This window comes from Pseudomonas wadenswilerensis (assembly GCF_900497695.1).
Classification (GTDB): Bacteria; Pseudomonadota; Gammaproteobacteria; order Pseudomonadales; family Pseudomonadaceae; genus Aquipseudomonas; species Aquipseudomonas wadenswilerensis.
Window position 1 is genome coordinate 240,743 of the sequence record NZ_UIDD01000010.1, and the last position, 23,613, is coordinate 264,355.

The following is a 23,613-nucleotide window of genomic DNA, read 5'->3' on the forward strand; positions in this document are numbered from 1 at the left end:
CCACCGATGAAACGTTACCTGTACCTGTGGCACCGCTGGCTGGGCATCGGGCTGTGCCTGTTCATGGCCCTGTGGTTCTTTTCGGGGATGGTCATGCTCTATGTCGGCTACCCCAAGCTGACCCCGCGCGAGCACTTCGCTCACCTGCCGCAGTTGCGCCTGCAGGATTGCTGCGTCGACCTCGGCACTGCCCTGCGCAGCGCCGATGCCGAGCGCAACCCGGCAAGCATCCGCCTGATCATGGTGGCCGGCACGCCGCGCTACCTGTTCGGCTATCCGGGTCACGCCAGCGTGGCGGTGGATGCCCGCACGGGCCAGCGCCTGCAACCGATCGACCGCGACCAGGCGCTGGCCAGTGCTCGTCAGTACGACCCGGGGGCAAAGGCCAGCTATCGCGGCGCAGTGAGTGAGGACCTGTGGAGCCACTCGCGCGCCCTGGACGCCGAGCGGCCGTTACAGCGGGTCCAGCTCGACGATGGCGAGCGTACCCTGCTGTACATCTCCGGCCATACCGGTGAAGTGGTGCGCGATGCCAGCGCCCTGGAGCGCGGCTGGAACCTGGTCGGCGCCTGGCTGCACTGGCTGTACCCGTTGCGTGGCATTGGCGCGGACGGCCTGTGGAGCAACCTGGTGATCTACCTGTCGCTGGCCGGCACGCTGATGGCGCTGCTCGGCGCGGTGATCGGCATCCTCCGTTGGCGTCTGCGCCAGCCCTACCGCAGTGGCTCGCGCTCGCCCTACCGCGGGTTTGCCCGCTGGCACCATATCGGTGGCTTGCTGTTCGGCGTGCTGGCGATCACCTGGATCTTCAGTGGCTTGATGTCGATGAACCCGTGGCGGCTGTTCAGCAGTTCAGCGCCCTTGAACGTTGCGGCCTATCAAGGCGGGCCTTTGACCGCGGCGGCTTTCCCGCTCTCGGCCAACGAGGCGCTGGCGCGGTTTGGCCAGCAAGGCTTCAAGGCCCGTGAACTTGAGTGGCGCTTGATCGGCGGTGCGGGCTATCTGGTCGGCCATGAGGGTGCTGGCCGAACCCGGGTGCTGTCGATGGCCGACGGGCAGGTACTCGAGCGCCTGCCACGGGACGTACTGGAGCGTGCAGCGCAAGCGATTTTGCCTCAGGGCCAGATGCACAGCGAGCAGCTAGAAACCTACGACTTCTACTACTACGCCAGGGCCGAGCACAGCATGCTCGGCCACCTGGAAAAGCGTTTGCCGGTGTTGCGCGTACGCTTTGAAGACCCGCAGCAGAGCTGGCTGCACCTGGACCTGTACACCGGCGAGATGCTGGGCGTGCTGGACCAGCCCCGGCGCGTGTCGCGCTGGTTGTTCTCATTGCTGCACAGCTGGGACTGGTTGCCATTGCTGCAACAGCGGCCGCTGTGGGATGCCTGGATGATCCTGTTCAGCCTGGGCGGGCTGGTGCTGAGTGTCAGTGGTGTGGTGCTCGGCTGGCGACGGTTAGCCAAGTAGGAGCGGGCTTGCCCCGCGATGCGCGATGGCTGACAGAATGCTATCGCGGGGCAAGCCCGCGTCTACACAAGGTCCCTGAATACCAGGGCCTTGAGCCCGCCCGCCGGATCGCTGTCGGGGAATTCCGGCGGGTTGCCCAGGCGTTCGACGAAGGCCAGCCCCGGCGCTTCTGCGGCCATGCCTTCGATGAGAAAGTCCGGGCCGATCGCCGGGTCGTTAACGCAGGCCAGCACCGTGCCGCCGTCGTTCAACAGCTCCGGCAGGCGCCGCAGGATCTTGCGGTAATCCTGGGTCAGGACGAAGCTGCCTTTCTGGAAGGTCGGCGGGTCGATGATGATCAGGTCATAGGGCCCGGACTTGCGCACCTTGCCCCACGACTTGAACAGCTCATGACCAAGAAAACTCACCTTGCCCAGGTCATGGCCGTTATGCCGATGGTTGTCGCGCCCACGGCTCAGCGCTGAACGCGCCATGTCCAGATTCACCACCTGCTCGGCGCCACCGGCAATCGCCGCCAGCGAAAACCCGCAGGTATAGGCGAACAGGTTGAGCACACGCTTGCCCGCCGCCTGCTCGCGTACCCAGCGCCGGCCATAACGCATGTCGAGGAACAAACCGGTGTTCTGCTTCAGGCCCAGGTCCAGCTGATAACGCAGGCCGTCCTCATCGATCAGCCAGTGCTCGCTGGGCGTACCCAGCAACCATTGGCCGGGGCTGTCCGGCAGGTAGCGGTGCTGGATCAGGATCGCCTGGCCGCTCCAGCACGGCGCTTCGGCCAGGGCCAGGAGCATCTGCTCCAGCGCCGGCAACTGGCCTTCGGGCGGCTCGCGAAACAGCGACACCAGCAGCACACCCTGCAGCCAGTCCACGGTGATCTGCTCCAACCCCGGCCAGCAGCGCCCGCGGCCATGGAACAGGCGGCGGGTTTCGCCCGGCGCCGGGTCAAGGGCGGCGAGCAGGTGCTGCTGGAGGGTATCGATCACGGAAGTCATGGGCACAATCAGTTGGCTAAAGGCGCCCATTCTACCTTGCCCGGCCCGTGCTGGCAGGCCGTTCGGCCATCGATGAAGGGGATGGGAGGATTAGCTGCACTTTTGTCGCTTTTTTCTCCCCCAGCCGCTGTGGATAGTGCCTCCATCCCCTCTGCTATCGGGTCACTACCATGTCCTCCTTGAAAGTCGAATTTTTCCACGATGTCGTCTGCGGCTGGTGCTTCGTCCTCGCCCCGCGGCTCAAGCAGCTGCAAGCCGAACTCGACCTGGATATCCAGCACCGCAGTTTCATTCTGCAAACCAGCCGTGAGGCGATGATCGAGCGCTTCGGCTCGATGCCCCAGGCCAAGGACACCATCCTCGGCCACTGGCAAGCCTGCGCCCGCGCCGAGGATGAAAAACGCATCAACATCGAAGGCATGCGCCAGCAACCGTTCGAATACCCCAACGGCCTGCTCGCCGCCCGCGCCTGCCAGACCGCCAATGCGCTGGGGGGCAATGCCGCTCACGAGCAGATGTTCGATCGCCTGCAACTGGCGCACCTGGTGCAAAGCCGCAACATCGGCGACAAGGCCACGGTACTGGCGATTGCCGCCGAAGCCGGCTTTGACCCGCAGGCCTTCGAGCACGCCTTCGAGCATGACGCTCCGGCCCTGCTCGAACAGGACCTGCGCCTGGGCCGCCACCTGGGCATCAGCTCGGTGCCGTCGCTGGTGATTGCCGATCGGTACCTGATCCCAGGCGCCCTGGGGCTTGAGCAACTGCGCCAGTCACTGAACAACATTCGTCAGGAACTGGCGGCCAAGCCAGAAGGAGCGGTGCAATGAAAGCGCGCTACTGGGTAGGTTCAGGCAGCGCCGTCGCGGCATTGGCGGCAGCCTTCATGGTCTGGTCGCCAAACGGCGTCAGCGACACCAGCGCACCGGCACCGACCGCGGCGCCAGCTACCCCGGTGGCCGTGGCCAATGTGCAGTCGGGGCCGATGCCGGTGGTGCTGTCCAGCGTCGGCACCCTGGCCGCGGTGCAACAGGTGCAGGTATCGCCGGAAGTCGGCGGACGCATCGTCGAACTCAATTTCACCGCCGGCAAGGCCGTCAGCGCCAACCAGGTGCTGCTCAAGCTCAACGACGGCCCGGAGCAAGGCGACCTGGCCAAGCTCCAGGCCCAGGCCAAGAACGCCAAGCTGGCCCTGGAGCGCACGCGCAAGGTGTTGCTGCTGGCCTCGACCCAGTCGCAACTGGACCAGGCCCAGGCCAACTACGATCAAGTCCGTGGCGAGATCGCCCGGGTCCAGGCGGTGATCAACCAGAAGACCATCCGCGCGCCGTTCGCCGGCGTGCTGGGGATCCGCAAGGTCGACCTGGGCCAGTACATCAGCCCCGGCGACAGCGTGGTGACCCTGACCCAGCTGTCGCGCCTGTACGTGAACTTCTCGCTGCCGGAACAGGCCGCCGCCCAGTTGCAACCCGGGCAGCTGATCAACCTCAAGGTCGACGCCTGGCCGCAGCGCCCGTTCCAGGCCACGGTCACCACCCTGGAGCCGCAGATCGACCCCGGCGCCCGTTCGATGCAGGTCCAGGCGACCCTGGACAACCCCGAACTGCTGCTCAAGCCGGGCATGTTCGCCAACGTCAGCGTCGAGCTGCCGAGCCTGGCCGATGTGCTCAGCGTTCCGGAAACCGCGATCAGCTACAACGCCTACGGCAACTCGCTGTTCGTCCTGCGCGAGAACAACGGCCAGCTGAATGTCGAGCAGGTCTTCGTCAAGCTCGGCGCGCGGCGCAATGACCGGGTGGTGGTACTCGATGCGATCAATGCCAACGACCGGGTGGTGGTCTCCGGGCAGATCCGCCTGAGCAACGGCATGCCAGTGCGCCTGACCCAGGATGCCATGGCCGCCAGCGACCTGAAGAAACCCGACGTGGCCCAGCAACTGTAACGCCGACCTGCGCCTTGCGTGCCTTTGAAAGGGACTTGTTCCGCTATGAAATTCACTGACCTGTTCATCCGTCGGCCAGTGCTGACGCTGGTCGTCTGTTCGATGATCGTCATGCTCGGCCTGCTGGCCTTGCTGAACCTGCCGATCCGCCAGTACCCGCAGCTGGAAAGCGCGACCATCACCGTCACTACCGAATACCCGGGGGCCCGCTCCTCCTTGATGCAGGGCTTCGTCACCCAGCCCATCGCCCAGGCGGTCGCCTCGGTGGACGGCGTCGACTACCTGAGTTCGACCTCGACCCAGGGCAAGAGCGTGATCAGCATCCGCCTCAAGCTCAACGCCGATTCGAACAAGGCGCTCACCGAGATCATGGCCGCGGTCAACCAGGTGAAGTACCGCCTGCCCGAAGGCGCCTATGACTCGGTGATTGCCAAGTCCTCGGGGGAAGGCACGGCGGTGATCTATGTCGGCTTCTCGAGCAAGGAGATCGGCCTGCCGGCCATCACCGACTATATCTCGCGGGTGGTGCAACCGCTGTTCGCCTCGGTGGACGGCGTCGCCGAAGCGCAGATCCTCGGCGGGCAGAAACTGGCCATGCGCCTGTGGCTGGACCCGGCGCGCATGGCGGCGCGCAACATCTCTGCCAGCGATGTCGCCGAAGCGATCCGCAACAATAACTTCCAGGCCGCCCCAGGCCAGACCAAGGGCCAGTACGTCTCGGCCAACATCAACGTCAACACCGACCTGACCAGCGTCGAGCAGTTCCGCCAGATGGTGGTCAAGACCCAGGGCGACACCCTGATCCGCCTCAGCGATATCGGCACCGCCGAGCTGGGCGCCACGTCCTTTGACACCAGCGGCATCATGGACGGTGAACCGAGCGTGTTCATCGGCCTGCACCCGACCCCTACCGGCAACCCGCTGACCATCGTCCAGGGGGTCAAGGACCTGATGCCGCAAGTTCGCGAAAACATGCCGCCGGGCATGACCGCGAACATCGTCTTCGAGGTGGCGCGCTTCATCCAGGCGTCGATCGACGAAGTGCTCAAGACCCTGGTCGAAGCGGTGATCATCGTCGCCGTGGTGATCTTCCTGTTCCTCGGTTCGCTGCGCACCGTGCTGATCCCGCTGGTGACCATTCCGCTGTCGCTGATCGGTGCGGCGGCGATCATGAGCCTGTTCGGTTTCAGCATCAACCTGCTGACCCTGCTGGCCATGGTCCTGGCCATCGGCCTGGTGGTCGACGATGCGATCGTGGTGGTGGAGAACGTCCACCGCCATATCGAGTCGGGCAAGTCGCCGCTGCATGCGGCGCTGGTCGGCGCCCGGGAAATCGCCGGGCCGGTGATTGCCATGACCCTGACCCTGGCGGCGGTGTATGCACCGATCGGCCTGATGGGCGGGCTGACCGGGGCGCTGTTCAAGGAGTTCGCCTTTACCCTGGCCGGGGCGGTGGTGGTGTCCGGGGTGGTGGCCCTGACCCTGTCGCCGGTGATGAGCTCGTTCCTGCTCAGCCGCCAGGTCAACGAAGGGCCGATGGCCCGCGCCGCCGAACGGTTCTTCCACAGCCTGGGCAATAGCTACCGGCGCCTGCTGGACATCTCCCTGCACCATCGCAGCGTGACCCTGGTGGTGGCGGCGGCGGTGTTCATCAGCCTGCCGGTCCTGTACCTCGGCGCCCAGCGCGAACTGGCGCCGGTCGAAGACCAGGCCCAGGTGCTGGCCGTGGCCAAGGCGCCGCAATACGCCAACATCGATTACACCGAAGTCTATGCCATGAAGATGGACCGCCTGTTCGCCAGCTTTCCGGAAACCGACATCACCTGGGTGGTCAATGGCAACGATGGCCCGCGCACCGCTTTCGGCGGCGCCAACCTCAGCGTCTGGGAAGAGCGTGAACGCAGCGCCGACGAACTTCAAGGCGAGATCCAGAAGGCGGTCGGTGAAATCGAGGGTGTCAGCATCTTCGCCTTCCAGCTGCCGTCGCTGCCAGGCTCCACCGGTGGCCTGCCGGTGCAGATGGTGATCCAGAGCTCCCAGGAACACCGGGTGGTATTCGAGGCGATGGAGAAGATCAAGCAGGCCGCCATGGCCAGCGGCCTGTTTGCCGTGGTCGACAGCGACCTGGACTTCAACAGCCCCTTGGTCAACATCACCATCGACCGCAACAAGGCCAACGACCTGGGCATCAGCATGCAGGCCATCGGCGATGCCCTGGCGGTACTGGTGGGCGAGAACTACATCAACCGCTTCGCCCTCAACGGCCGTTCCTACGATGTGATTCCGCAGGTGCTGCGCAACCAGCGCATGTCCGCCGAGATGCTGGTCGGGCAATACGTCAAGGCAGCCAACGGCGCACAGATCCCGCTGTCGACCCTGGTCAGTTTCGACATGTCGATCGAGGCCAACAAGCTGACCCAGTTCAACCAGCTCAACTCGGCCACCCTGCAGGCCGTGCCGGCGCCGGGGGTGAGCATCGGCGCTGCGGTGCAGTTCCTCAGCGCCCAGGCCGACAACCTGCCGGTGGGCTTCAGCCATGACTGGCTGTCCGACGCCCGCCAGTTCGTGCAGGAAGGCAGCGCCCTGGTGATCACCTTCATCTTCGCCATCCTGGTGATTTACCTGGTGCTGGCCGCGCAGTTCGAAAGCCTGCGCGATCCGCTGGTGATCCTCATCAGCGTGCCGATGTCGATCTGCGGTGCGCTGATCCCGCTGTACCTGGGCTATGCCACGGTGAACATCTACACGCAGATCGGCCTGGTGACCCTGATCGGCCTGATCAGCAAGCACGGCATCCTCATGGTCGAGTTCGCCAACGAACTGCAACAGGCCGAACAGCTCGACCGCCGCAGCGCCATCGAACGCGCCGCAGAGATCCGCCTGCGGCCGATCCTGATGACCACCGCGGCCATGGTCGTCGGCCTGGTACCGCTGCTGCTGGCCAGTGGCGCCGGCGCCCACAGCCGCTTCAGCCTGGGCCTGGTGATCGTGGTCGGGATGCTCATCGGCACCCTGTTCACCCTGTTCATCCTGCCGACCGTGTACTCCTTGCTGGCCAAGGACCACCGCGCCGCCAACCAGTCGCCACGCCACCAGGAACTGGCCGACGTGAGCGCCCTGGCCTGACTTCAACCGGGCACGGCCTGCGCCCTGCCCGCCTGTTTCCCTCCGCCATCCCCGGTGGCCCCCAAGGGCTGCTGCGGGACCGGCTTGGTAAAAAAAGAGAACCGCACATGTTTCGAAAGTCGATCCTGACCCTGCTGATCCTGGCGCCGCTGGCCCAGGCCGAAGAGGCTAACCGCAGCAGCCTGATGTCGGTGTACACCCAGGTGGTGGCACACAATAGTGAAATGGCCGCCGCCCGGGAGAACTACCTGGCGCGCCAGGAGGGCGTGCCCCAAGCCCGCGCCGAGTTGCTGCCACAGGTGGCCCTGGAAGCTGATGCCGGCAATCGCCGCAGCGACCGCCATAATGTCGAGGAACGCAGCGGCAGCCTCTATCGCCTGACCCTCAACCAGCCGCTGTTCGATGCCTCGCGCTGGTTCACCTTCAAGGCTGCGCAAGCCGAGAGCGAGCAGGCCGAGCTGGATTTCTCGGCATTCCAGCAGCAGTTGATCCTGCGCACCGCCGAGGCCTACTTCAACACCCTGCTGACCGAGGACAACCTGGCCGCGACCAAGGCCGAACTGCGCGCCTTCGAGCGCCAGTTGCGCCAGACCCGCCAGAGTTTCGATGCCGGCCTCTCCGACCAGAACGACGTGCTCTCGGCCCAGGCCAGTTTCGACCGCGCCAACGCCAACCTGATCGACAGCCAGCGCCGCAGCGATGATGCCTACCAGGCCCTGATGCGCCTGACCGGGCAGGCGCAGCCGCCGCTGATCGGCATCCGCCACAGCCTGCCGGTGGTGGCGCCGGTGCCGAACCAGGTCGAGCCCTGGGTTGACCAGGCGCTGAGCCAGAACCTGCGCCTGCGCGCCAGCCAGTCGCAATTGAAGGTTGCCGAACAGACCCTGCGCAGCAGCAAGGCCGAACACCTGCCGACCCTAAACCTGGCGCTGGGCTATGCCGAAGGCGACAGCGACCTGATGGACAACCCCAGCCACTTTGGCCAGCGTGCGGGCAACCAGCGCGACAGTTCGGTGATGGTGCAGTTCAAGCTGCCGATTTTCAGCGGTGGCGGCACCAGCTCGCGAGTGCGCCAGGCCAGCCATCGCCTGGACCAGAGCGAATACGACCAGACCAGCCTGCAGCGGGAAGTGGTGGAGCGTTCGCGCAACGCCTTTCGTGCGGTCAACAGTGATGTCGAGCAGGTACGGGCGCGGCGCCAGACCATCATCTCCAGCCAGGGTTCGCTCAAGGCCACCGAAGCCGGTTACGAGGTGGGCAACCGCAACATCGTCGATATCCTCGATGCCCAGCGGGATCTGTACAACGCCGTGCGCGACTACAACATCGCCCGCTACGGCTACATCCTCAATGGCCTGCGCCTCAAGCTTGAGGCCGGCAGCCTCAACCCCGGCGACCTGCAGAGCCTGGCCCAGTTCCTCAAGCCCGACTACGATCCGGACAAGGATTTCCTGCCCGCCGACCTGGCCCGCCAGGGCTGAACCAGGCCGGCGCCGGTTCAGCTGACCAGGCGCTGCGCGCTGTCCTTGTGCTGCTGGCACAGCTCACGAATGATCTGCGCCATCAGCCGCACCTCCGGGCTGTGCTTGAACTCTTCGGCATAGCCCATGTACATCGGCACTTCGCGCTCGCGCTGGTGCTGCAGCGGCACTCGGCGCAGGCTGCCGTCGGCCAGCTCGTCGGCGATTACGTGCTCTGGCAGCCAGGCAAAGCCCAGGCCGCGCTCGACGAAGGTCTTGGCCGCCGCCAGGCTGCTGACCGTCCAGCGCTGCGAGGTACCGAGCCAGCCGCTGTTCTGCGAACTGCGCGTACCCGAATCGCGGATCACCACCTGGCGGTGAGTCTTCATGTCATCCAGGCTCAGCTCGCCCTCGACCGCCGCCAGCGGATGGTCGGCGGCCACCACGCAGATCAGCGAGACATTGAGCAGGAACTCCTGCAGGTAACCGGATGGCAGGCTGCTGGCGATACCCAATTCGACCTTGCCGTCTTCCAGCAGCTCGCGGGCTCCGGACAGGGCGGTTTCGTACAAACGGATGCGGTGGTCCTTGAAGGTCGAGGAGAACTCATGCAAGCCCTGCTGGAGCAATTCGATGGGAAACAACACGTCAACCGCCATCGCATGCTCGGTAAACAGTCCCGGCTGATACTGGTTGGCCAGGTGCTCGAGCTTCTGCGCCGCCCCCAGCAGGTGCTTGGCCTGGGGCAACAGGGCCTTGCCCAGCGGCGTCAGCACCGCCTTGCGCCCCTCGATGATGAACAGCTCCTGGCCCAGCAGCATCTCCATGCGATTGACCGAATGGCTGATCGCCGACTGGGATTTGTACATGTGCTCGCCAGCCTGCTGAAAGCCGCCGCACTCCACGGTGGAGACGAACGCGCGCCACTGATCGAGACTGATCTTGGAAAACATGCCTACCTCCTTGTATGACCGGCATCGGGACGTCAACTACGTCACCCCGGCGTTTGTACCACAGGCGCAGCGGATACATGAAGCGGGTGACCGGTTCAGCGCTACTTAATTCACTTTTCCCGGCCTTCGCCTTCATGCGACAACTGAATAGCAAAGCGATTGTTCAATCAGGGATGAAACGCCGACCTTCAGGGAGAACGCTATGGATTCAGCGACTCAGGCACGAACAACTAAAGCAACAGCGAAACGGGTGTACAGCGCCCGCCCCTACCGGCATAAACATTCAATAAAGCGACCTCCACCCGGCGCCGCCTGATTATTTAAATAAACAGTTATTGTCGAACAAACCGGCAAAATAAAATAATACTTGTCTTTCACCTGTTCTTTTCGCTTCGTGCTTGCGCGAGGCTTTAGCCTGCCTGTTACAAAGCCCTGCATAGCTGAATGAATACGACACCAGCGCCGTAAAACAACGGCTGCCTGTCATAAAAAAACAACAGTCAACAACCCATGAACCCCCCTCATGAATCCTATCTGAATATTTCGCTTTTCCTGATTGAACCTTCAGCCGCAATAATTCTACCGCCACTTGCAACTGGATAAGTCGGCACCGGAAAACTACAACCCGGGCGTGTATCTGGAACTTCTCGAACGAATAATAAATGGGCATACACATGAAAATCGGCATTGACGATATTGGGCTGTTTGTACCGGAGCACTTCTTTCCACTCGATGAACTTGCCGCACGGCATAATATCGACCCTAATAAATACCTGGTGGGTATTGGCCAGGAACTCATGGCCGTCCCCGCCCCTGACGAAGACATCGTCACCCTGGCGGCCAACGCTGCACTGCCGTTGATCGACAGCGCAACCCGGGCCAGCATTGCCACGGTGATCCTGGCCACTGAAAGCGGCATCGACCAGTCGAAATCGGCCGGTCTGTTCGTCCATAGCCTGCTCGGCCTGCGTGCCGACTGCCGGGTGGTGGAGTTCAAGCAGGCCTGCTACGGCGCCACTGCCGGCTTGCAGATGGCCTGTGCCCTGGTCCGCCAGCGCCCACAGGAAAAAGTCCTGGTGATCGCCACCGACATCGCCCGCTACGAGCAGAACTCCGAGGGTGAATGCACCCAGGGCGCCGGCGCCGTGGCGATGATCGTCAGCGAAAACCCGCGCCTGCTGGAGATCCATCCGCACCAGGGCCGCTACAGCCTGGACGTCATGGACTTCTGGCGGCCGAACTACCGCAGCACCGCGCTGGTGGACGGCAAACTGTCGATCGATGTCTACCTCGAGTCGCTGCAACACGCCTGGCAGAACTACCGTGCCGATGGCGGCCTGGCCCTCACTGACATCAGCTACCTGTGCTTCCACCAGCCGTTCACCAAGATGGCGAAAAAAGCCTTCTCGGTGTTCGAGAATATCGAGCCGGAAGCCGCCAAGGCCCTCGGCGACAAGGCCTACAGCACCAGCCAGCTATACGGCAAAGCCATCGGCAACTGCTACACCGCCTCGCTGTACATCGCCCTGCTGTCGCTGCTGGACAAGACCGAGGAAGACCTCAGCGGCCAGCACATCGGCCTGTTCAGCTACGGTTCGGGCAGCGTCGGCGAGTTCTTCAGCGCCACCGTGGTCAAGGGTTACCAGGCCCATTCGCGACGCCAGCAACATGCGCGCATGCTCGCCCAGCGCACGCGCCTGAGCCACGCCCAGTACAGCGACTGGTTCTACGGCAACAACCAGCCGGCCAGCGCCGACTACAGCACCCCGCGCGTGACCACTGGCGCCTTCCGCTACTGCGGCGCCGAAGGTTACCGCCGTCTGTACGAAAGCACCGCCCAGCAGCTGCAGATGGCGAGCTAGGCCATGAGCGAAGTGCTTCTGAGCTGGCTGCAGCCGACGGTTGCCTGCCTGACCCTGAACCGTCCCCATGCCGGCAACGCCCTCAATGAAAGCCTGTTGCGGGCCTTGACCGGGCATCTGGATGAACTGGCCAGCCGCCCCGGGCTGCGGGCCCTGGTGCTGGACGGCGCCGGCGAGCATTTCTGCACCGGTGCCGACCTTGAGTGGATGCGTCGCAGCCTGGCTTTCAGCGAAGCCCAGAACCTGCAGGACGCCGGCCTTCTGGCCGCCGTCCTGCAACAACTGGACAACTTCCCGGTGCCGGTCATCGTCGTCGCCAAGGGTTCGGTGTTCGGCGGTGCCCTGGGCCTGCTGTGCTGCGCCGACTATGTGCTGGCAGCCGAACAGACGCGATTCTCCTTCAGCGAAGCGCGCCTGGGCCTGGCGCCGGCGATGATCAGCCCCTACGTAGTGCGCGCCATGGGCCTGCGCCAGGCGCGGCGCTACATGCTGTCGGCAGAGATTTTCGACGGCGACAGCGCGGTGCAGCTGCAACTGGTGCACAAGCAGGTGCCGCTGCAGGTGCTTGAGAGTTGCCGCGACCGTTGGCTGGGACTGCTGCTGCAGACCGGCCCCCAGGCCAGCCGCGCGGTCAAGCACATGCTCCTGCGCCTGGGCCGCCAGGACGGCCTGCTCGAAGAGCAACCGGAAAACCTGCGGCTGATCGCCCGCCTGCGCACTTCGCCAGAAGGCCAGCACGGACTCAACGCTTTTTTCAATCGCACCCGGCCTGACTGGGTGGAGTGAACCCTGATGTGTTGCGGGTGAGTTTGCCCCCGCTACCCGGCGCCGCCCGATGACGACGCCCGACCTCATTCAAAAAGGAATTTGCCATGTGTGGTTTTATCGGTGTGTATCAGTCCAATCGCCACAATGTTCCCGACCAGGCAGTGCTTGATGCCCTGGTCGCCATCAATCACCGCGGTCCGGACGAACACAGCCTCTGGCGTGACCCCGGCGAGCACGCCGTGCTCGGCCATACCCGTCTGAGCATCATCGGCCTGGACAACGGCATGCAGCCGATCGTTGCCGACGAAGGTGACCTGGTGATCGTGGTCAATGGTGAGTTCTACGACCACGAACGCATCCGCGCCGAGCTCGAAGCTGACGGTGCCACCTTCAAGACCGCCTCGGACAGCGAGATCGCCCTGCACCTGTACCGCCGCTCGGGCCTGGCCGGGCTCAACCGCCTGCGCGGCGAGTTCTCGATGGTGCTGTTCGACCGTCAGCGCCGCCTGATGCTGGCAGTGCGTGACCGCCTGGGGATCAAGCCGCTGTTCTACGCCCAGCATGAGGGCAACTGGTACTTCGCTTCGGAGATCAAGGCCCTGGTGGCGGCCGGTGTCAGCGCCGAGTGGGATGAAAACGCCTACGCCAGCCGCGCCTTCTACCTGCGCGATCACACCCTGTTCAAGGGTGTACGCAGTGTGCAGCCGGGCTGCTGGATCATGGTCGACCACGGCGGCTTGCACAGCGGCCGCTACTGGGACATGGAGTTTGCCCGCCGCGACGCAGTGGCACCGTCCGACGAAGCCGGGATGATCCAGGCAGTGCGCGAAGCCATCGAGGAATCGGTGCGCCTGCGCCTGCGTGCCGATGTGCCCATGGGCGTTTACCTGAGCGGCGGCATCGACTCCTCGGCCATGCTCGGGATCGCCACCAAGCTGCATGGCGAGCCGCTGGATGCCTTCAACCTGTCGTTCACCGACATGGACGACTACGACGAGAACCGCTTCGCGCGCCTGGCTGCCGAGCACAACAATGCACGCTTCCACACCATCGAAATCACCCAGGACCACCTGGCGGACAATTTCGAGCAGGCCCTGTGGCACAACGAAACGCCATTCTTCAACGCCCACGGCGTGGCCAAGTACATCCTCAGCCGCGAAGTGCGCAAGGCCGGCATGAAGGTCGTGCTGACCGGTGAAGGCGCCGATGAAGTGTTCGCCGGCTACCCGCATTTTCGTCGCGACATGCTGCTGTACAACAACGAGCAGCAGGACCCGAAAGTCATCAGCCTGCTGCGCCAGCGGATCAAGGACAACGAACAGGGCTACACCGGCGCCAACATGCCCCATGACATCCACTGGATGGTCAATCAGCTCAAGCACGGCGTGTCCTGGCTGGACAACCAGGCCGGCTGGTTCAAAGCCCTGGAAGGCCTGTACCGCGCCGATTTCCGCGATCACTTCGCCGGTATCGACCCGTACCGCCAGTTCTTCGACCGTCTCGACCACAGCAAGCTGCAAGGCCGCGATCCGGTGCACAACTCGATGTACCTGTGGGCCAAGTCGTACCTGCCCAACTTCGTCCTCACCACCCTCGGTGACCGCATGGAGATGGCCAACAGCATCGAAGGCCGGGTACCGCTGCTGGACCACCACGTGGTCGAGCTGGCCTGCCAGATGCCAGTGTGGATGAAGGTGCGTGGCGCCACCGAGAAGTTCGTCTTCCGCGAAGCCATGCGCCCCTACCTGCCGACTGCACTGTACGAGCGCAAGAAGCACTACTTCCGCGCGCCGCCGGCCACCCTGCAGCAGCAAGGACGCCTGTATCAACTGGTCCAGGACACCCTCAACAGCAGCGACCTGGACGCCCTGCCGTTCTTCGATGCGGCCAAGGTGCGTGCCCTGCTCAACCAACTGCCGAGCCTGTCGGCCCAGGAACAGGGCCTGCTTGACCCGATGCTGATGGAGCTGACCAGCCTGTGCCTGCTGCAACGTCGCTACCGCATGACCAGCCAGCAATGGAACCCCCTGGATGCAGGGGTGGCGGCATGAAAATCGCGATCATTGGCGCGGGCCTCAATGGCCTGGCCTGTGCCCTCATGCTCAAGCGCTTCGGCCTGGACTGCACGGTCTACGAACGCAGCCACGGGCCACGGGATTCCGGGACCGGGATCTACGTCTGGCCCCAGGGCGTGCAGGTGTTGCGCTTTCTGTTCAACGATCGTGAGTTCATGCAGCACGGCAAAGCCATCGAGTACCTCGACACCCATGGTCGCGATGGCCAGTTGATCCACAGCCAGCCGGTGCGTCCGGCCGGGCTGGGGATCCCGGCACCGGCGGTGATGTTCCCGCGCAGCGAGCTGTTCGGCCTGCTGCGCGAGAAGCTCGGTGGCGAGCAGGTACGCTACGAAATGGGCTGCGAGCGGATCGAGAACCTCGGCGATCGGGCCCGGGTGCACTTCAGCAATGGTCATCAACAGGACTTTGACTTGGTGATCGGCAGCGATGGCGTCGGCTCGACCGTACGCCAATGCCTGGAGCCGGGGCTCGAGCCCTACGACACCGGCCTGGTGGCCAGCCGCGGCATGGTCGAGTTCGACTCGCCGCTGCTGCACAGCGACCGCTGCCAGATCTTCACCTCGGCCTTCTCGCGGGTGGTCACCTACCCGCTGGCCGCCGACCGGCCGTACCGGTACTGGTTCGCCGCTTACCAGCACCACAACCAGCCGTTGCACGACCGTGACGGGCTGCTGGAGCTGTTCGCCGACCTGCCCGCGGACATCCTGCGGATGATCGAGCGGACCCCGCACGAGCAGATCCTCACCCACAAGATGATGGCCCTGACCGGCGCCGGGCGCTGGCACAACGGCCGGGTGGCGATGCTCGGCGACAGCATCCACGCCATGCTGCCGACGCTCGGCTATGGCCTGACCCTGGGCCTGGAGAACGGCTTCATGCTCGCCCAGGCCCTGGTCGGCCTGTGCGACGACAGCCTCGATGCCGCCCTGCAGCGCTACGAAGTGCGCGCTGCCGAGCGCTCGCGGGTGATGCTGGAAGTGATGCGCGACATGACCGACCTGTACTACTTCGAAGAAGACAGCGCGGTCACCCCGGCGCGCATCCTGCCGATCGTCAACCGCTTCCACGACCTGGCCCATACCACCGTATTCTGAGGGAACGAGCATGAGCGAAGCCTATCGCAACGACGTGCGCGCCTTTGTCAGCCAGCACATCAGCCCCAATGTGGCGCAGTGGGAAGAGTCCGGGGCCTACCCGCCACAACTCAATCAACTGGCCGGCGAAGCCGGGTTGCTCAACCTGGGCCATACCAGCGCAGTGTTGCCGGACGATCCACAGCGCCTGGCGATCCTGGTCGAGGAACTGACCCGCAGCGGTGCCCAAGGCATCACCATGGGCCTGGGTTCGCACCTTGTGAGCCTCAAGGCCCTGCAGGCCAGCGCCCCGGAACTGGCCGCCGACCTGATCCCGGCGGTGCTCGATGGCCGCCAGAGCATCGCCCTGGCGATCACCGAAAGCCAGGCCGGCTCCGACCTGCGCGCCCTCACCTGCCGCGCCGAACGCCACGCCGACGGCTACCGGTTAAGCGGCCACAAGGCGTTCATCTGCAACGGCGCGCGGGCCGACTGGCTGTTGCTGGTCGGCCACTGTGAAGACGGCCTGGCCTTGTTCCTGGTCGACGGCAAGGCCGCCGGTATCAGCCATACGCCGCGCCAATGCCTGGGCTGGCGCTGCCTGCCGCTGGCCGACCTGAGCTTCGACAACACCCCCGTGGTACGCCTGACCCAGGGCGGCGGTGTCGGCCGTCTGCTGCAAGGTAGCCTGCAGCAGGAGCGTCTGAACCTGGCGGTAATGGCCAGCACCTCTGCCGATATCGCCCTGCAGCAAGCCATTGCCTGGTGCAGGCAGCGCAAGGTCGGCGGCAAGGCCCTGATCGACAAATCGGTGATTCGCCATCGCCTGAGCGAGCACTACGCGCAACTGAGCGTCAGCCGTCATTACGTGCAGGCCTGCGTGACCTTGCAGGCCGCCGGCCAGTTGAGCCCGCACCAGGTGGCAATCGCCAAGAACAGCGCGGTACAGACCCTGGAAACCATCGCCCGCGATGCCGTGCAATTGCAGGGCGCCCACGGTTGCATGGCGCCCAACGGCGTCGAACGCATTCACCGCGACGCCCGCCTGCTGGCGATCGGCGGCGGTACCCACGAAATCATGCTGGAAATCATTGCCCGGCAACTGTGAAGGAACACAGCCATGAGTCAGATCAGTGAACACGCCGCCGCCCACTCCAGTGCGCTGCTCGAACACGCCTACCAGCGCTACTGCGGGCTCGAACTGCTGGAGCAATCGCCTGGCGCCTGCACCTGCCGCCTGCGGGTCACCGAAGCCATCGACAACCTCAGCCACACCCTGCACGGCGGGGTGATCTATTCGATGCTCGATGTGGTCAGCATGCTTGCCACGCTGCCGATTCTCGGCCCCGAGGAATATGCCCTGACCAGCAGTTTCAATACCATGCTGATGTCGGCCAGCCCCTTGCACAGCGAGCTGGAGTTCAAGGCCCGGGTGATCCGTGACGGGCGCAATCTGATCTTCACCCAGGCCGACGCCTGGCGGCTCAATGCCGATAGCAGCCGCACCCAGGTGGCCAGCGCGCAACTGACCAAGTTTCGCCTCAAACACCAGTGGTAAGGGCTGCTCCCGCAGCCCCGGCAAACAGCCCGGTAGCGCACTCGCCTGCGCCACCGGGCTGTTTGCGTTGGGGGCCGGGAAATACATGAAGACCCTTGAAGTTTGAACCTGAATATATGCGCTATTTTTGTCCGGCCAATTGTTAAAAACTCTAGTGACTCCCTCATCACAAGAGTTCAAGCCATGAATCACAAAGTATTGGTCATTCGTTCTTCGATCAAAACCGACGGCGGTTTTTCCGGGCAACTGGTCGACAACTTCCTTGCAGAACTCAAGGAGGTGATTCCAGAAGCCTCGATTGTCGTGCGCGACCTGCACGCCCAGCCGATCCCGCACCTCAACGCGGTGACCATGGATGCCCTGTACGGCGGCGATGCCAGCAGCGCCGAAGCCAGCGCCGCGCTGAAACTGTCCAACGAACTGATCGAAGAACTGCAGGAAGCCGACCGCGTGGTCATCGGCCTGCCCCGCTACAACTTCGGCGCACCGTCGATCCTGCATGCCTGGGTCGACTATCTGGTACGCGCCGGCGTCACCTTCAACTACGTCGATGGCGCCCCGGTCGGGTTGATCAACGACAAACCGGTGCATGTGCTCAACACCAGCGGTGGCGTCTACAGCCAGGGCAGCGACAGCCTGGCCGGCTGGCTCTCGCAGACCCTGGGCTTCATCGGCCTGCAGCACGTCGAATTCATCTACGCCGAAGGCCTGGGCATGGGCGAGGAAAGCCTGGCCAACGGCCTGGCCGCTGCCCGTCGGCAGATCCAGCACAGCATTGAATCCATGGGCGCACGCCCGCGCCTGAGCCTGGCTGCCGCGCAAGGGAGGTAACATGTCCAAAGCGAACGACAACACCCTGGGTGAAGCGCTGATCCTCAGCGAACTGGTGGCCGAACCCAACCGCTATCACCTGTACATCTCCCACGCCTGCCCATTCTCGCACCGCGTGCACCTGGTGCAGAGCCTGCTGGGCCTGGGCGATGCGCTGGATGTCACCTCGGTGGCGGCGCGTCGCTACGACAAGGGCTGGGAGTTCGATGAACGCGACCAGGATCCACTGCACAAGGACGTAACGCTGCTGTCGACCCTGTACCAACGCTCGCACCCGGACTTCAGCGGCAACCAGTCGGTGCCGGTGCTCTGGGACCGGCGCAAGGACTGCATCGCCCACAACGATTCGGCCGAACTGGCCCTGCAGATGGCCACCCGCCTGCTGCCCCTGGCGCGCACCCCGCTGGACCTGGTGCCGGAGCGCTCCAGCTGCGACATCGTCGAGCTCAACAGCTGGCTGCACACCAACATCAACCGCATGGTCTACCACATGGGCTTTGCCCCCGACCAGCACAGCTACGACAAGGCCTACGCGCAGTTCTTCGCGGCCATGGACAGCCTGGAAAACCGGCTGCGCAAGCAGCCTTACCTGGTCGGTGGCACGCTGAGCCTGAGCGACCTGTTCCTGCTGCCGACGCTGATCCGCTATGAAGCGGTGTACTACGTGCACTTCAAGGCCAACTTCAAGACCTTGAGCGAATACCCGGCGCTGTATGAGTACCTGTGCCGCCTGGTACGGATTCCGGAGATCTACCGCACCATCGACATGGCCCATATCAAGCTGCATTACTACTACTCCCACGACCACATCAACCCGACCCGTATCGTCCCCCAGGGCCCAGCCCTGCCCTGGCTGAACTGACCTGGGCCTGTCGCGGCGCCGTGGCCCGCGGCAGGACTCCTCGCAATCAGGCAGGAGCGTCTACACTGGCTTTCCCACCCTTAGCTGGAGAACGGCCATGAGCGACACCCCATCCATTGTCCTGGTTCATGGTTTCTGGGGCGGCGCCGCCCACTGGAGCCGGGTCATCCTTGAGCTGTCACGCCTGGGCCACCGCAACCTGCATGCGGTGGAAATGCCCCTGACCTCGCTTGCCGACGACGCCGAACGCACGCGCAAGATGGTCGCCTCAATACCCGGCAAGGTGTTGTTGGTCGGTCATTCCTATGGCGGCGCGGTGATTACCCAGATGGGCAACCAGAAAAATGTCGCGGGCCTGGTCTACATTGCCGCCTTTGCCCCTGATAACGGCGAGAGCCCCGGCGGCATCACCGCCCAGCACCCGCCGGAAGCGGCCGCCAACCTGCAACCGGACGGCGATGGCTACCTGTGGATCAAACCCGACAAGATGCATGAGAGTTTTTGCCAGGACCTGGGCAAGGACGAAGGGCTGGTCATGAGCGTGACCCAGAAAGCGCCGCTGGCCAGCACCTTCGGCGACACCATCGGCGACCCTGCGTGGAAACACAAACCCACCTGGTACCAGCTCTCGACCCACGACCGGATGATCCACCCGGACAACCAGCAACTCATGGCTCAACGCATGCAACCCAAGGAGCTGCTCAAGCTGGACGCCAGCCACGCCTCACTGGCCTCCAGGGCCGCCGAAGTGGCAGCCCTGATCGACCGTGCGGCGGTCAGTCTGGCTTGACCGCCGGGACCTTCAGCGCGGGTTTGAACCACCAGCCTTGCTGCATGCCGGCCGCGGCCAGCAGGATCGCGGCCACGCCCAGCCATTGCAGTGGTTCAAGCCGATGGCCGAAGGCGAACCAGTCGACGAAGATCGCCGCGATCGGGTAGATGAACGACAGCGCCCCGGTCAAGGCGGTCGGCAGTTTCTGGATCGCGCCATACAGCAGCACGTACATCACCCCGGTGTGAACGATGCCCAGGGTCACCAGGCTGGCGAGCGCGCCGACATCGCCTGGCAGGCCGCTGGTGTTGGCCCAGGGCGCCAGCAGGAGAATGCCGGTGCACACCTGGATCAGGGCGATCAGGTGCGGCGGGGTGCCGCTCAGGCGCTTGATGATCAACGCCGCCACTGCATAGAGAAGCGCCGCGCCCAAGGCCAGGGCGATGCCCAGCAGGTAATCGTTGCCACTACCGCCCTGGCTGCCATGGGCACTGACGATCGCCAGCATCCCGGCAAAGGAAACCGCCAGCCAGAACAGCTTGGGCACGGTGATCTTCTCACCGAGAAACAGCGCCGCCAGGCCGACCAGCATGAACGGTTGGACGTTGTACACCGCGGTACCGATGGCAATCGAGGCGCGGGAATAAGACGCGAACAGCAACACCCAATTGCCGACGATGGCCACGCCGCTGAGCACCGCCAAGGCGAAGGTGGTCAGGGTCAGGAGGCTGGGCTTGAGAAAGCCCATGGCCAGGCAGATCAGCAACAAGGTCCCGGCACCGAACACGCAGCGCCAGAACACCACATCCAGCACCGGTTGCCCGGACACCAGCACAAACCAGCCAATGGTCCCGGAAATCAACATCGCGGCGACCATTTCGAACGACCCACGGCGTATTGAACTGTCCATCACTCACCTCCTTGACGATGGGCAAATTATGGCAAGGGTGCCGGGGCCCGTTCCAGTTGATAAAACAGGCTAGACTGACTCTCTACCTTTACTATCAAGGCAGTTTTCGATTTTTGCCTAACGAGGCCCGTATGACCGACGACATTGACCAGCTGTTGATCAAGGCACTGATGGAAGACTCGCGGCGCTCGCTCAAGGCCCTGGCGCAGCTCAGCGGTTTGTCTTCGCCCAGCGTCAGTGAACGCCTGCGCCGGCTGGAGGAGCGCGGCGTGCTCAAGGGCTACACGGTGGAGATCGACCCGCGCTGCTTCGGTTACCAGCTGCAGGCCATTGTGCGGGTGCGGCCGTTGCCGGGGCAGTTGCAAGAGGTTGAACGGCAGATCATGGCCATCCCCGAGTTCACCGAGTGCGACAAGGTCACCGGCGATGACTGCTTTATCGCACGCTTGCACGTACGCTCGATGGAAGAGCTCGACACCGTGCTGGACAAGCTCAACAGCCATGCCGAGACCAACACCGCAATCGTCAAGAAAACCCCGGTGAAACGGCGCTTGCCACCGATGGCCTGAACGATCCGCGGCCACTGTGGGAGCTGGCTTTGCCAGCGATCGAGCGCGCAGCGGTCGCAGTCAGGCCGCAGATGGGGTGCTGACCGCACTGGCCTCATCGCCGGCAAGGCCGGCTCCCACAGTGGCGCTGTGTGTCCCCTGCAAGAGCTGGGGCGTTACTGCACCGGCTCACTCGAGGGCCTGGCAATCAGGCCCTTCAGTTCACTGGTCATCGGAAACTCCAGGTTCAGGCCATTGGGCGGGATCGGCTGCTGGAACCAGCGGTTGTAGATTGCCTCGATGCGCCCGCTGCGATAGACATCCGCCAGCGCCTCGTTGACCAGCGCCAGCAAGCCGTCATCACCCTTGCGCACCATGCAGCTGTAGATCTCCTTCGATTGCGCCTTGCCCACCACCACCCAGTCGTGCGGGTTGCGCGCCTTGGCCCGCTCGCCGTACAGCAGTGCATCGTCCATGTAGAACGCCGCAGCGCGCCCGGACTGCAGCATCATGAACGCCTCGCCGTGGTCCTTGGCACTGATCACCGAAGCCCCCAACTGGTGCTCCAGGTTGTAGTTCTTCAGGTACTTCTCATTGGTGGTGCCCGCCGTGCTCACCACATTCTTGCCCTTGAGGTCATCCAGGCCCTGGATGCCGCTGTCCTTTTTGGTCAGCAGCTGGCCTTTGACGAAAATAAAGCCATAGGAGAAATCCACCTGCTTCTGCCGCTCGGCAGTAACCCCGGTGGTTCCGCACTCCAGATCGACCGTACCGTTCTGCACCAGCGGGATACGCGTCTGTGAGGTCACCAGGTTGTAGCGCACCTTAAGCGGTGGCACTGCCAGCTTAGCCTGCAGGTGCTTGACGATTTCAGCCGCCAGGTCGACCGAGTAGCCCATGGGCTTGCCGCTGTGATCGCCCACATAAGAAAAAGGAATGGACGAGTCGCGATAGCCGAGGGTGATGCTGCCGGACTCGGCGATCTTCTTCAGGCTGCCGGTGAGCGGCGGCGTTTCAGCCAGAATCGGCTGTGCAAAACACAATGACAGGGCAAGTAGAGCAGGACGGTGCAAACGGGTAATCGACATCGGGACACTCCTTGCGTTTGTTGTTCTTGTTCAGGTCAGGCCGCCCGTGGGGTCAGGCCGTGCAGGTCGATCGACGGCGCGCGGCCGCCTATCAGTTCGGCCAACAGTCGGCCACTGGCGCAGGCCAGAGTGAAGCCCAGAGCACCGTGGCCAAGGTTGAGCCAGAGGTTGCGATACGCCGTAGCACCGAGCAACGGCACGCCACTGGGGGTTGCCGGGCGCATGCCGGCCCATTCGCGGGCATGCTGATAATCGGCGGCACCGGGCAAGGTCGCCTCAGCCAACTGACGCATGCTGGCCAGCCGCGGCGGATCCAGCGATTCATCAAAGCCGACAATATCGACCATGGCGGCAATGCGTAGCTGGTTTTCGAGGCGGGCATAGACGATCTTGCGGTCGTAGTCGGTAATGCTCACCTCAGGCGCCCGGTGCCCGGCCTGGATCGACGCAGTCAGGCTGTAGCCCTTGAGGGGATAGATTGGCAGGTGCAGCCCGGGCAGGCCGAGGCTGGCACTGCGGTGCCCGGCACACAGCACCAGACGCTCCACCGGCAAGACCTGCTCACCCAGTTCCAGCGCCTGCACCACCCCGCCACTGTGGTGGATGCGCGTCACCGCCTGGCCGAGCATCAAGCGGCATTGCCCCGAAGCCTGAAGGCGCTCGACCAGGGCCAGGCAGAAGCGGTGACAATCAGCGACCTCCTCGTCGGCGGTGAACACCCCGCCAATGAACGGCGCATGGGTCAATGCCGGCTCCAATGCGCTGATCTCCTGCGCATCCAATACCTGCTGACCATGCGGGTCGAGCAGATGCAGGCGGGCATGCTCGAAGCTTGCGCGGTTGCGAAAGGTCACCAGCTTGCCGTTGCGCCGCCAGGCAAAGCCGTCCAGGCCATCTTCCTCGCGCCATTGCGCCAAGGTGCTCTGGCTGTGCAGCGCCAGGCGCAGCAGGTGTGCGGCATTGGCGCGATTGACCGAACTGCGGCAGGCGGCCATGAACGCGCCCATCCAGCGCCACTGCGCCAGGTCCAGGCGGGGGCGCAGTTTCAGCGGCGATTCGCTGCGCAGCAGCCAGCCCAGCGCTTGCAGCGGCACCCCGGCATCGGCCAGCGGCGCGACATAGCGATAGGACAGCTGCCCGCCATTGGCAAAGCTGGTGCCGCCCGCAAGGTTGTCCCGCGCCTCGATCAGGTCGACGGCAAAGCCTTCGCGCACCAGGGCATACGCCGTTGCCAGACCAATAACGCCGCCGCCGATGACCGTTACCCGCTGTGCCATGTGCTTTTCATCCGCCAATCTGAAGGCCTTCAGACTAGGCCCGGTG

20 protein-coding genes are annotated in these 23,613 nt (G+C 64.1%); 15 read left to right on the forward strand and 5 right to left on the reverse strand.

The window, feature by feature from the left end:
• Window positions 1-6: 6 nt before the first annotated feature.
• Window positions 7-1,470 carry a PepSY domain-containing protein gene (locus CCOS864_RS19915; RefSeq protein ID WP_115088023.1) on the forward strand — a complete coding sequence of 488 codons (1,464 nt, stop codon included), beginning with the start codon at window positions 7-9 and terminating at the stop codon, window positions 1,468-1,470.
• A 62-nt stretch (window positions 1,471-1,532) separates the two neighbouring features.
• Here the strand turns inward: CCOS864_RS19915 and CCOS864_RS19920 are convergent, their stop codons facing one another.
• Entirely contained in the window at window positions 1,533-2,462 is a 930-nt protein-coding gene (locus CCOS864_RS19920) for a class I SAM-dependent methyltransferase (RefSeq protein WP_115088500.1), read from the reverse strand.
• A 170-nt stretch (window positions 2,463-2,632) separates the two neighbouring features.
• Between CCOS864_RS19920 and CCOS864_RS19925 the strand changes: the two genes are divergently transcribed.
• The 4 genes from CCOS864_RS19925 to CCOS864_RS19940 all read left to right on the forward strand — a co-directional run bounded on the left by CCOS864_RS19925 (window position 2,633) and on the right by CCOS864_RS19940 (window position 9,008).
• A complete protein-coding gene (locus CCOS864_RS19925) occupies window positions 2,633-3,289 on the forward strand; it encodes a DsbA family oxidoreductase (RefSeq protein ID WP_115088024.1) in 657 nt (218 codons plus the stop codon).
• The gene (locus CCOS864_RS19930) at window positions 3,286-4,401 is read left to right on the forward strand and encodes an efflux RND transporter periplasmic adaptor subunit (RefSeq protein ID WP_115088025.1); all 1,116 of its coding nucleotides are present in this window, start codon (window positions 3,286-3,288) and stop codon (window positions 4,399-4,401) included. Before CCOS864_RS19925 ends, CCOS864_RS19930 begins: the two co-directional genes overlap by 4 nt.
• A 45-nt stretch (window positions 4,402-4,446) precedes the next feature.
• A complete protein-coding gene (locus CCOS864_RS19935; RefSeq protein WP_115088026.1) occupies window positions 4,447-7,527 on the forward strand; it encodes a MexW/MexI family multidrug efflux RND transporter permease subunit in 3,081 nt (1,026 codons plus the stop codon).
• A gap of 107 nt (window positions 7,528-7,634) precedes the next feature.
• Complete coding sequence (locus CCOS864_RS19940) at window positions 7,635-9,008, forward strand: TolC family outer membrane protein (protein WP_115088027.1); 1,374 nt, start codon at window positions 7,635-7,637, stop codon at window positions 9,006-9,008.
• 17 nt (window positions 9,009-9,025) lie between these two features.
• On the opposite strand, the gene CCOS864_RS19945 is transcribed toward CCOS864_RS19940, so the two are convergent.
• On the reverse strand, window positions 9,026-9,940 hold the full coding sequence (locus CCOS864_RS19945) for a LysR family transcriptional regulator (RefSeq protein WP_115088028.1): 915 nt from the start codon (window positions 9,938-9,940) through the stop codon (window positions 9,026-9,028).
• Between the two features lie 674 nt (window positions 9,941-10,614).
• Between CCOS864_RS19945 and CCOS864_RS19950 the strand changes: the two genes are divergently transcribed.
• The 9 genes from CCOS864_RS19950 to CCOS864_RS19990 all read left to right on the forward strand — a co-directional run bounded on the left by CCOS864_RS19950 (window position 10,615) and on the right by CCOS864_RS19990 (window position 19,762).
• Entirely contained in the window at window positions 10,615-11,802 is a 1,188-nt protein-coding gene (locus CCOS864_RS19950) for a hydroxymethylglutaryl-CoA synthase (RefSeq protein ID WP_115088029.1), read from the forward strand.
• 3 nt (window positions 11,803-11,805) lie between these two features.
• Entirely contained in the window at window positions 11,806-12,588 is a 783-nt protein-coding gene (locus tag CCOS864_RS19955) for an enoyl-CoA hydratase-related protein (RefSeq protein ID WP_115088030.1), read from the forward strand.
• 86 nt (window positions 12,589-12,674) lie between these two features.
• On the forward strand, window positions 12,675-14,621 hold the full coding sequence (asnB, locus tag CCOS864_RS19960) for an asparagine synthase (glutamine-hydrolyzing) (RefSeq protein ID WP_115088031.1): 1,947 nt from the start codon (window positions 12,675-12,677) through the stop codon (window positions 14,619-14,621).
• Entirely contained in the window at window positions 14,618-15,742 is a 1,125-nt protein-coding gene (locus CCOS864_RS19965) for an FAD-dependent oxidoreductase (RefSeq protein WP_115088032.1), read from the forward strand. Before asnB ends, CCOS864_RS19965 begins: the two co-directional genes overlap by 4 nt.
• Window positions 15,743-15,752: 10 nt before the next feature.
• Entirely contained in the window at window positions 15,753-16,829 is a 1,077-nt protein-coding gene (locus tag CCOS864_RS19970) for an acyl-CoA dehydrogenase family protein (RefSeq protein ID WP_115088033.1), read from the forward strand.
• Window positions 16,830-16,841: 12 nt separating this feature from the next.
• Window positions 16,842-17,279: a PaaI family thioesterase gene (locus CCOS864_RS19975; RefSeq protein ID WP_115088034.1), complete on the forward strand. Its 438-nt coding sequence runs from the start codon at window positions 16,842-16,844 to the stop codon at window positions 17,277-17,279.
• A gap of 183 nt (window positions 17,280-17,462) precedes the next feature.
• Window positions 17,463-18,110, forward strand: a complete 648-nt coding sequence (locus CCOS864_RS19980; protein WP_115088035.1) for an FMN-dependent NADH-azoreductase — start codon at window positions 17,463-17,465, stop codon at window positions 18,108-18,110.
• A 1-nt stretch (window position 18,111) separates the two neighbouring features.
• On the forward strand, window positions 18,112-18,972 hold the full coding sequence (locus CCOS864_RS19985; RefSeq protein WP_115088036.1) for a glutathione S-transferase C-terminal domain-containing protein: 861 nt from the start codon (window positions 18,112-18,114) through the stop codon (window positions 18,970-18,972).
• 97 nt (window positions 18,973-19,069) lie between these two features.
• Window positions 19,070-19,762, forward strand: a complete 693-nt coding sequence (locus CCOS864_RS19990; RefSeq protein ID WP_115088037.1) for an alpha/beta hydrolase — start codon at window positions 19,070-19,072, stop codon at window positions 19,760-19,762.
• Here the strand turns inward: CCOS864_RS19990 and CCOS864_RS19995 are convergent.
• A complete protein-coding gene (locus CCOS864_RS19995) occupies window positions 19,749-20,654 on the reverse strand; it encodes a DMT family transporter (RefSeq protein WP_115088038.1) in 906 nt (301 codons plus the stop codon). The genes CCOS864_RS19990 and CCOS864_RS19995 overlap by 14 nt on opposite strands.
• 131 nt (window positions 20,655-20,785) lie before the next feature.
• Here CCOS864_RS19995 and CCOS864_RS20000 point away from each other — a divergent pair, with 131 nt between their 5' ends.
• Window positions 20,786-21,223 (forward strand): Lrp/AsnC family transcriptional regulator, encoded by a 438-nt coding sequence (locus CCOS864_RS20000; RefSeq protein WP_115088039.1) that lies wholly within the window; start codon window positions 20,786-20,788, stop codon window positions 21,221-21,223.
• Window positions 21,224-21,378: 155 nt separating this feature from the next.
• Here the strand turns inward: CCOS864_RS20000 and CCOS864_RS20005 are convergent, their stop codons facing one another.
• Together CCOS864_RS20005 and CCOS864_RS20010 are read right to left on the reverse strand one after the other, a co-directional pair.
• On the reverse strand, window positions 21,379-22,290 hold the full coding sequence (locus CCOS864_RS20005; protein WP_115088040.1) for a transporter substrate-binding domain-containing protein: 912 nt from the start codon (window positions 22,288-22,290) through the stop codon (window positions 21,379-21,381).
• 35 nt (window positions 22,291-22,325) lie between these two features.
• The gene (locus CCOS864_RS20010) at window positions 22,326-23,567 is read right to left on the reverse strand and encodes a D-amino acid dehydrogenase (RefSeq protein WP_115088041.1); all 1,242 of its coding nucleotides are present in this window, start codon (window positions 23,565-23,567) and stop codon (window positions 22,326-22,328) included.
• Between the last annotated feature and the right edge of the window lie 46 nt (window positions 23,568-23,613).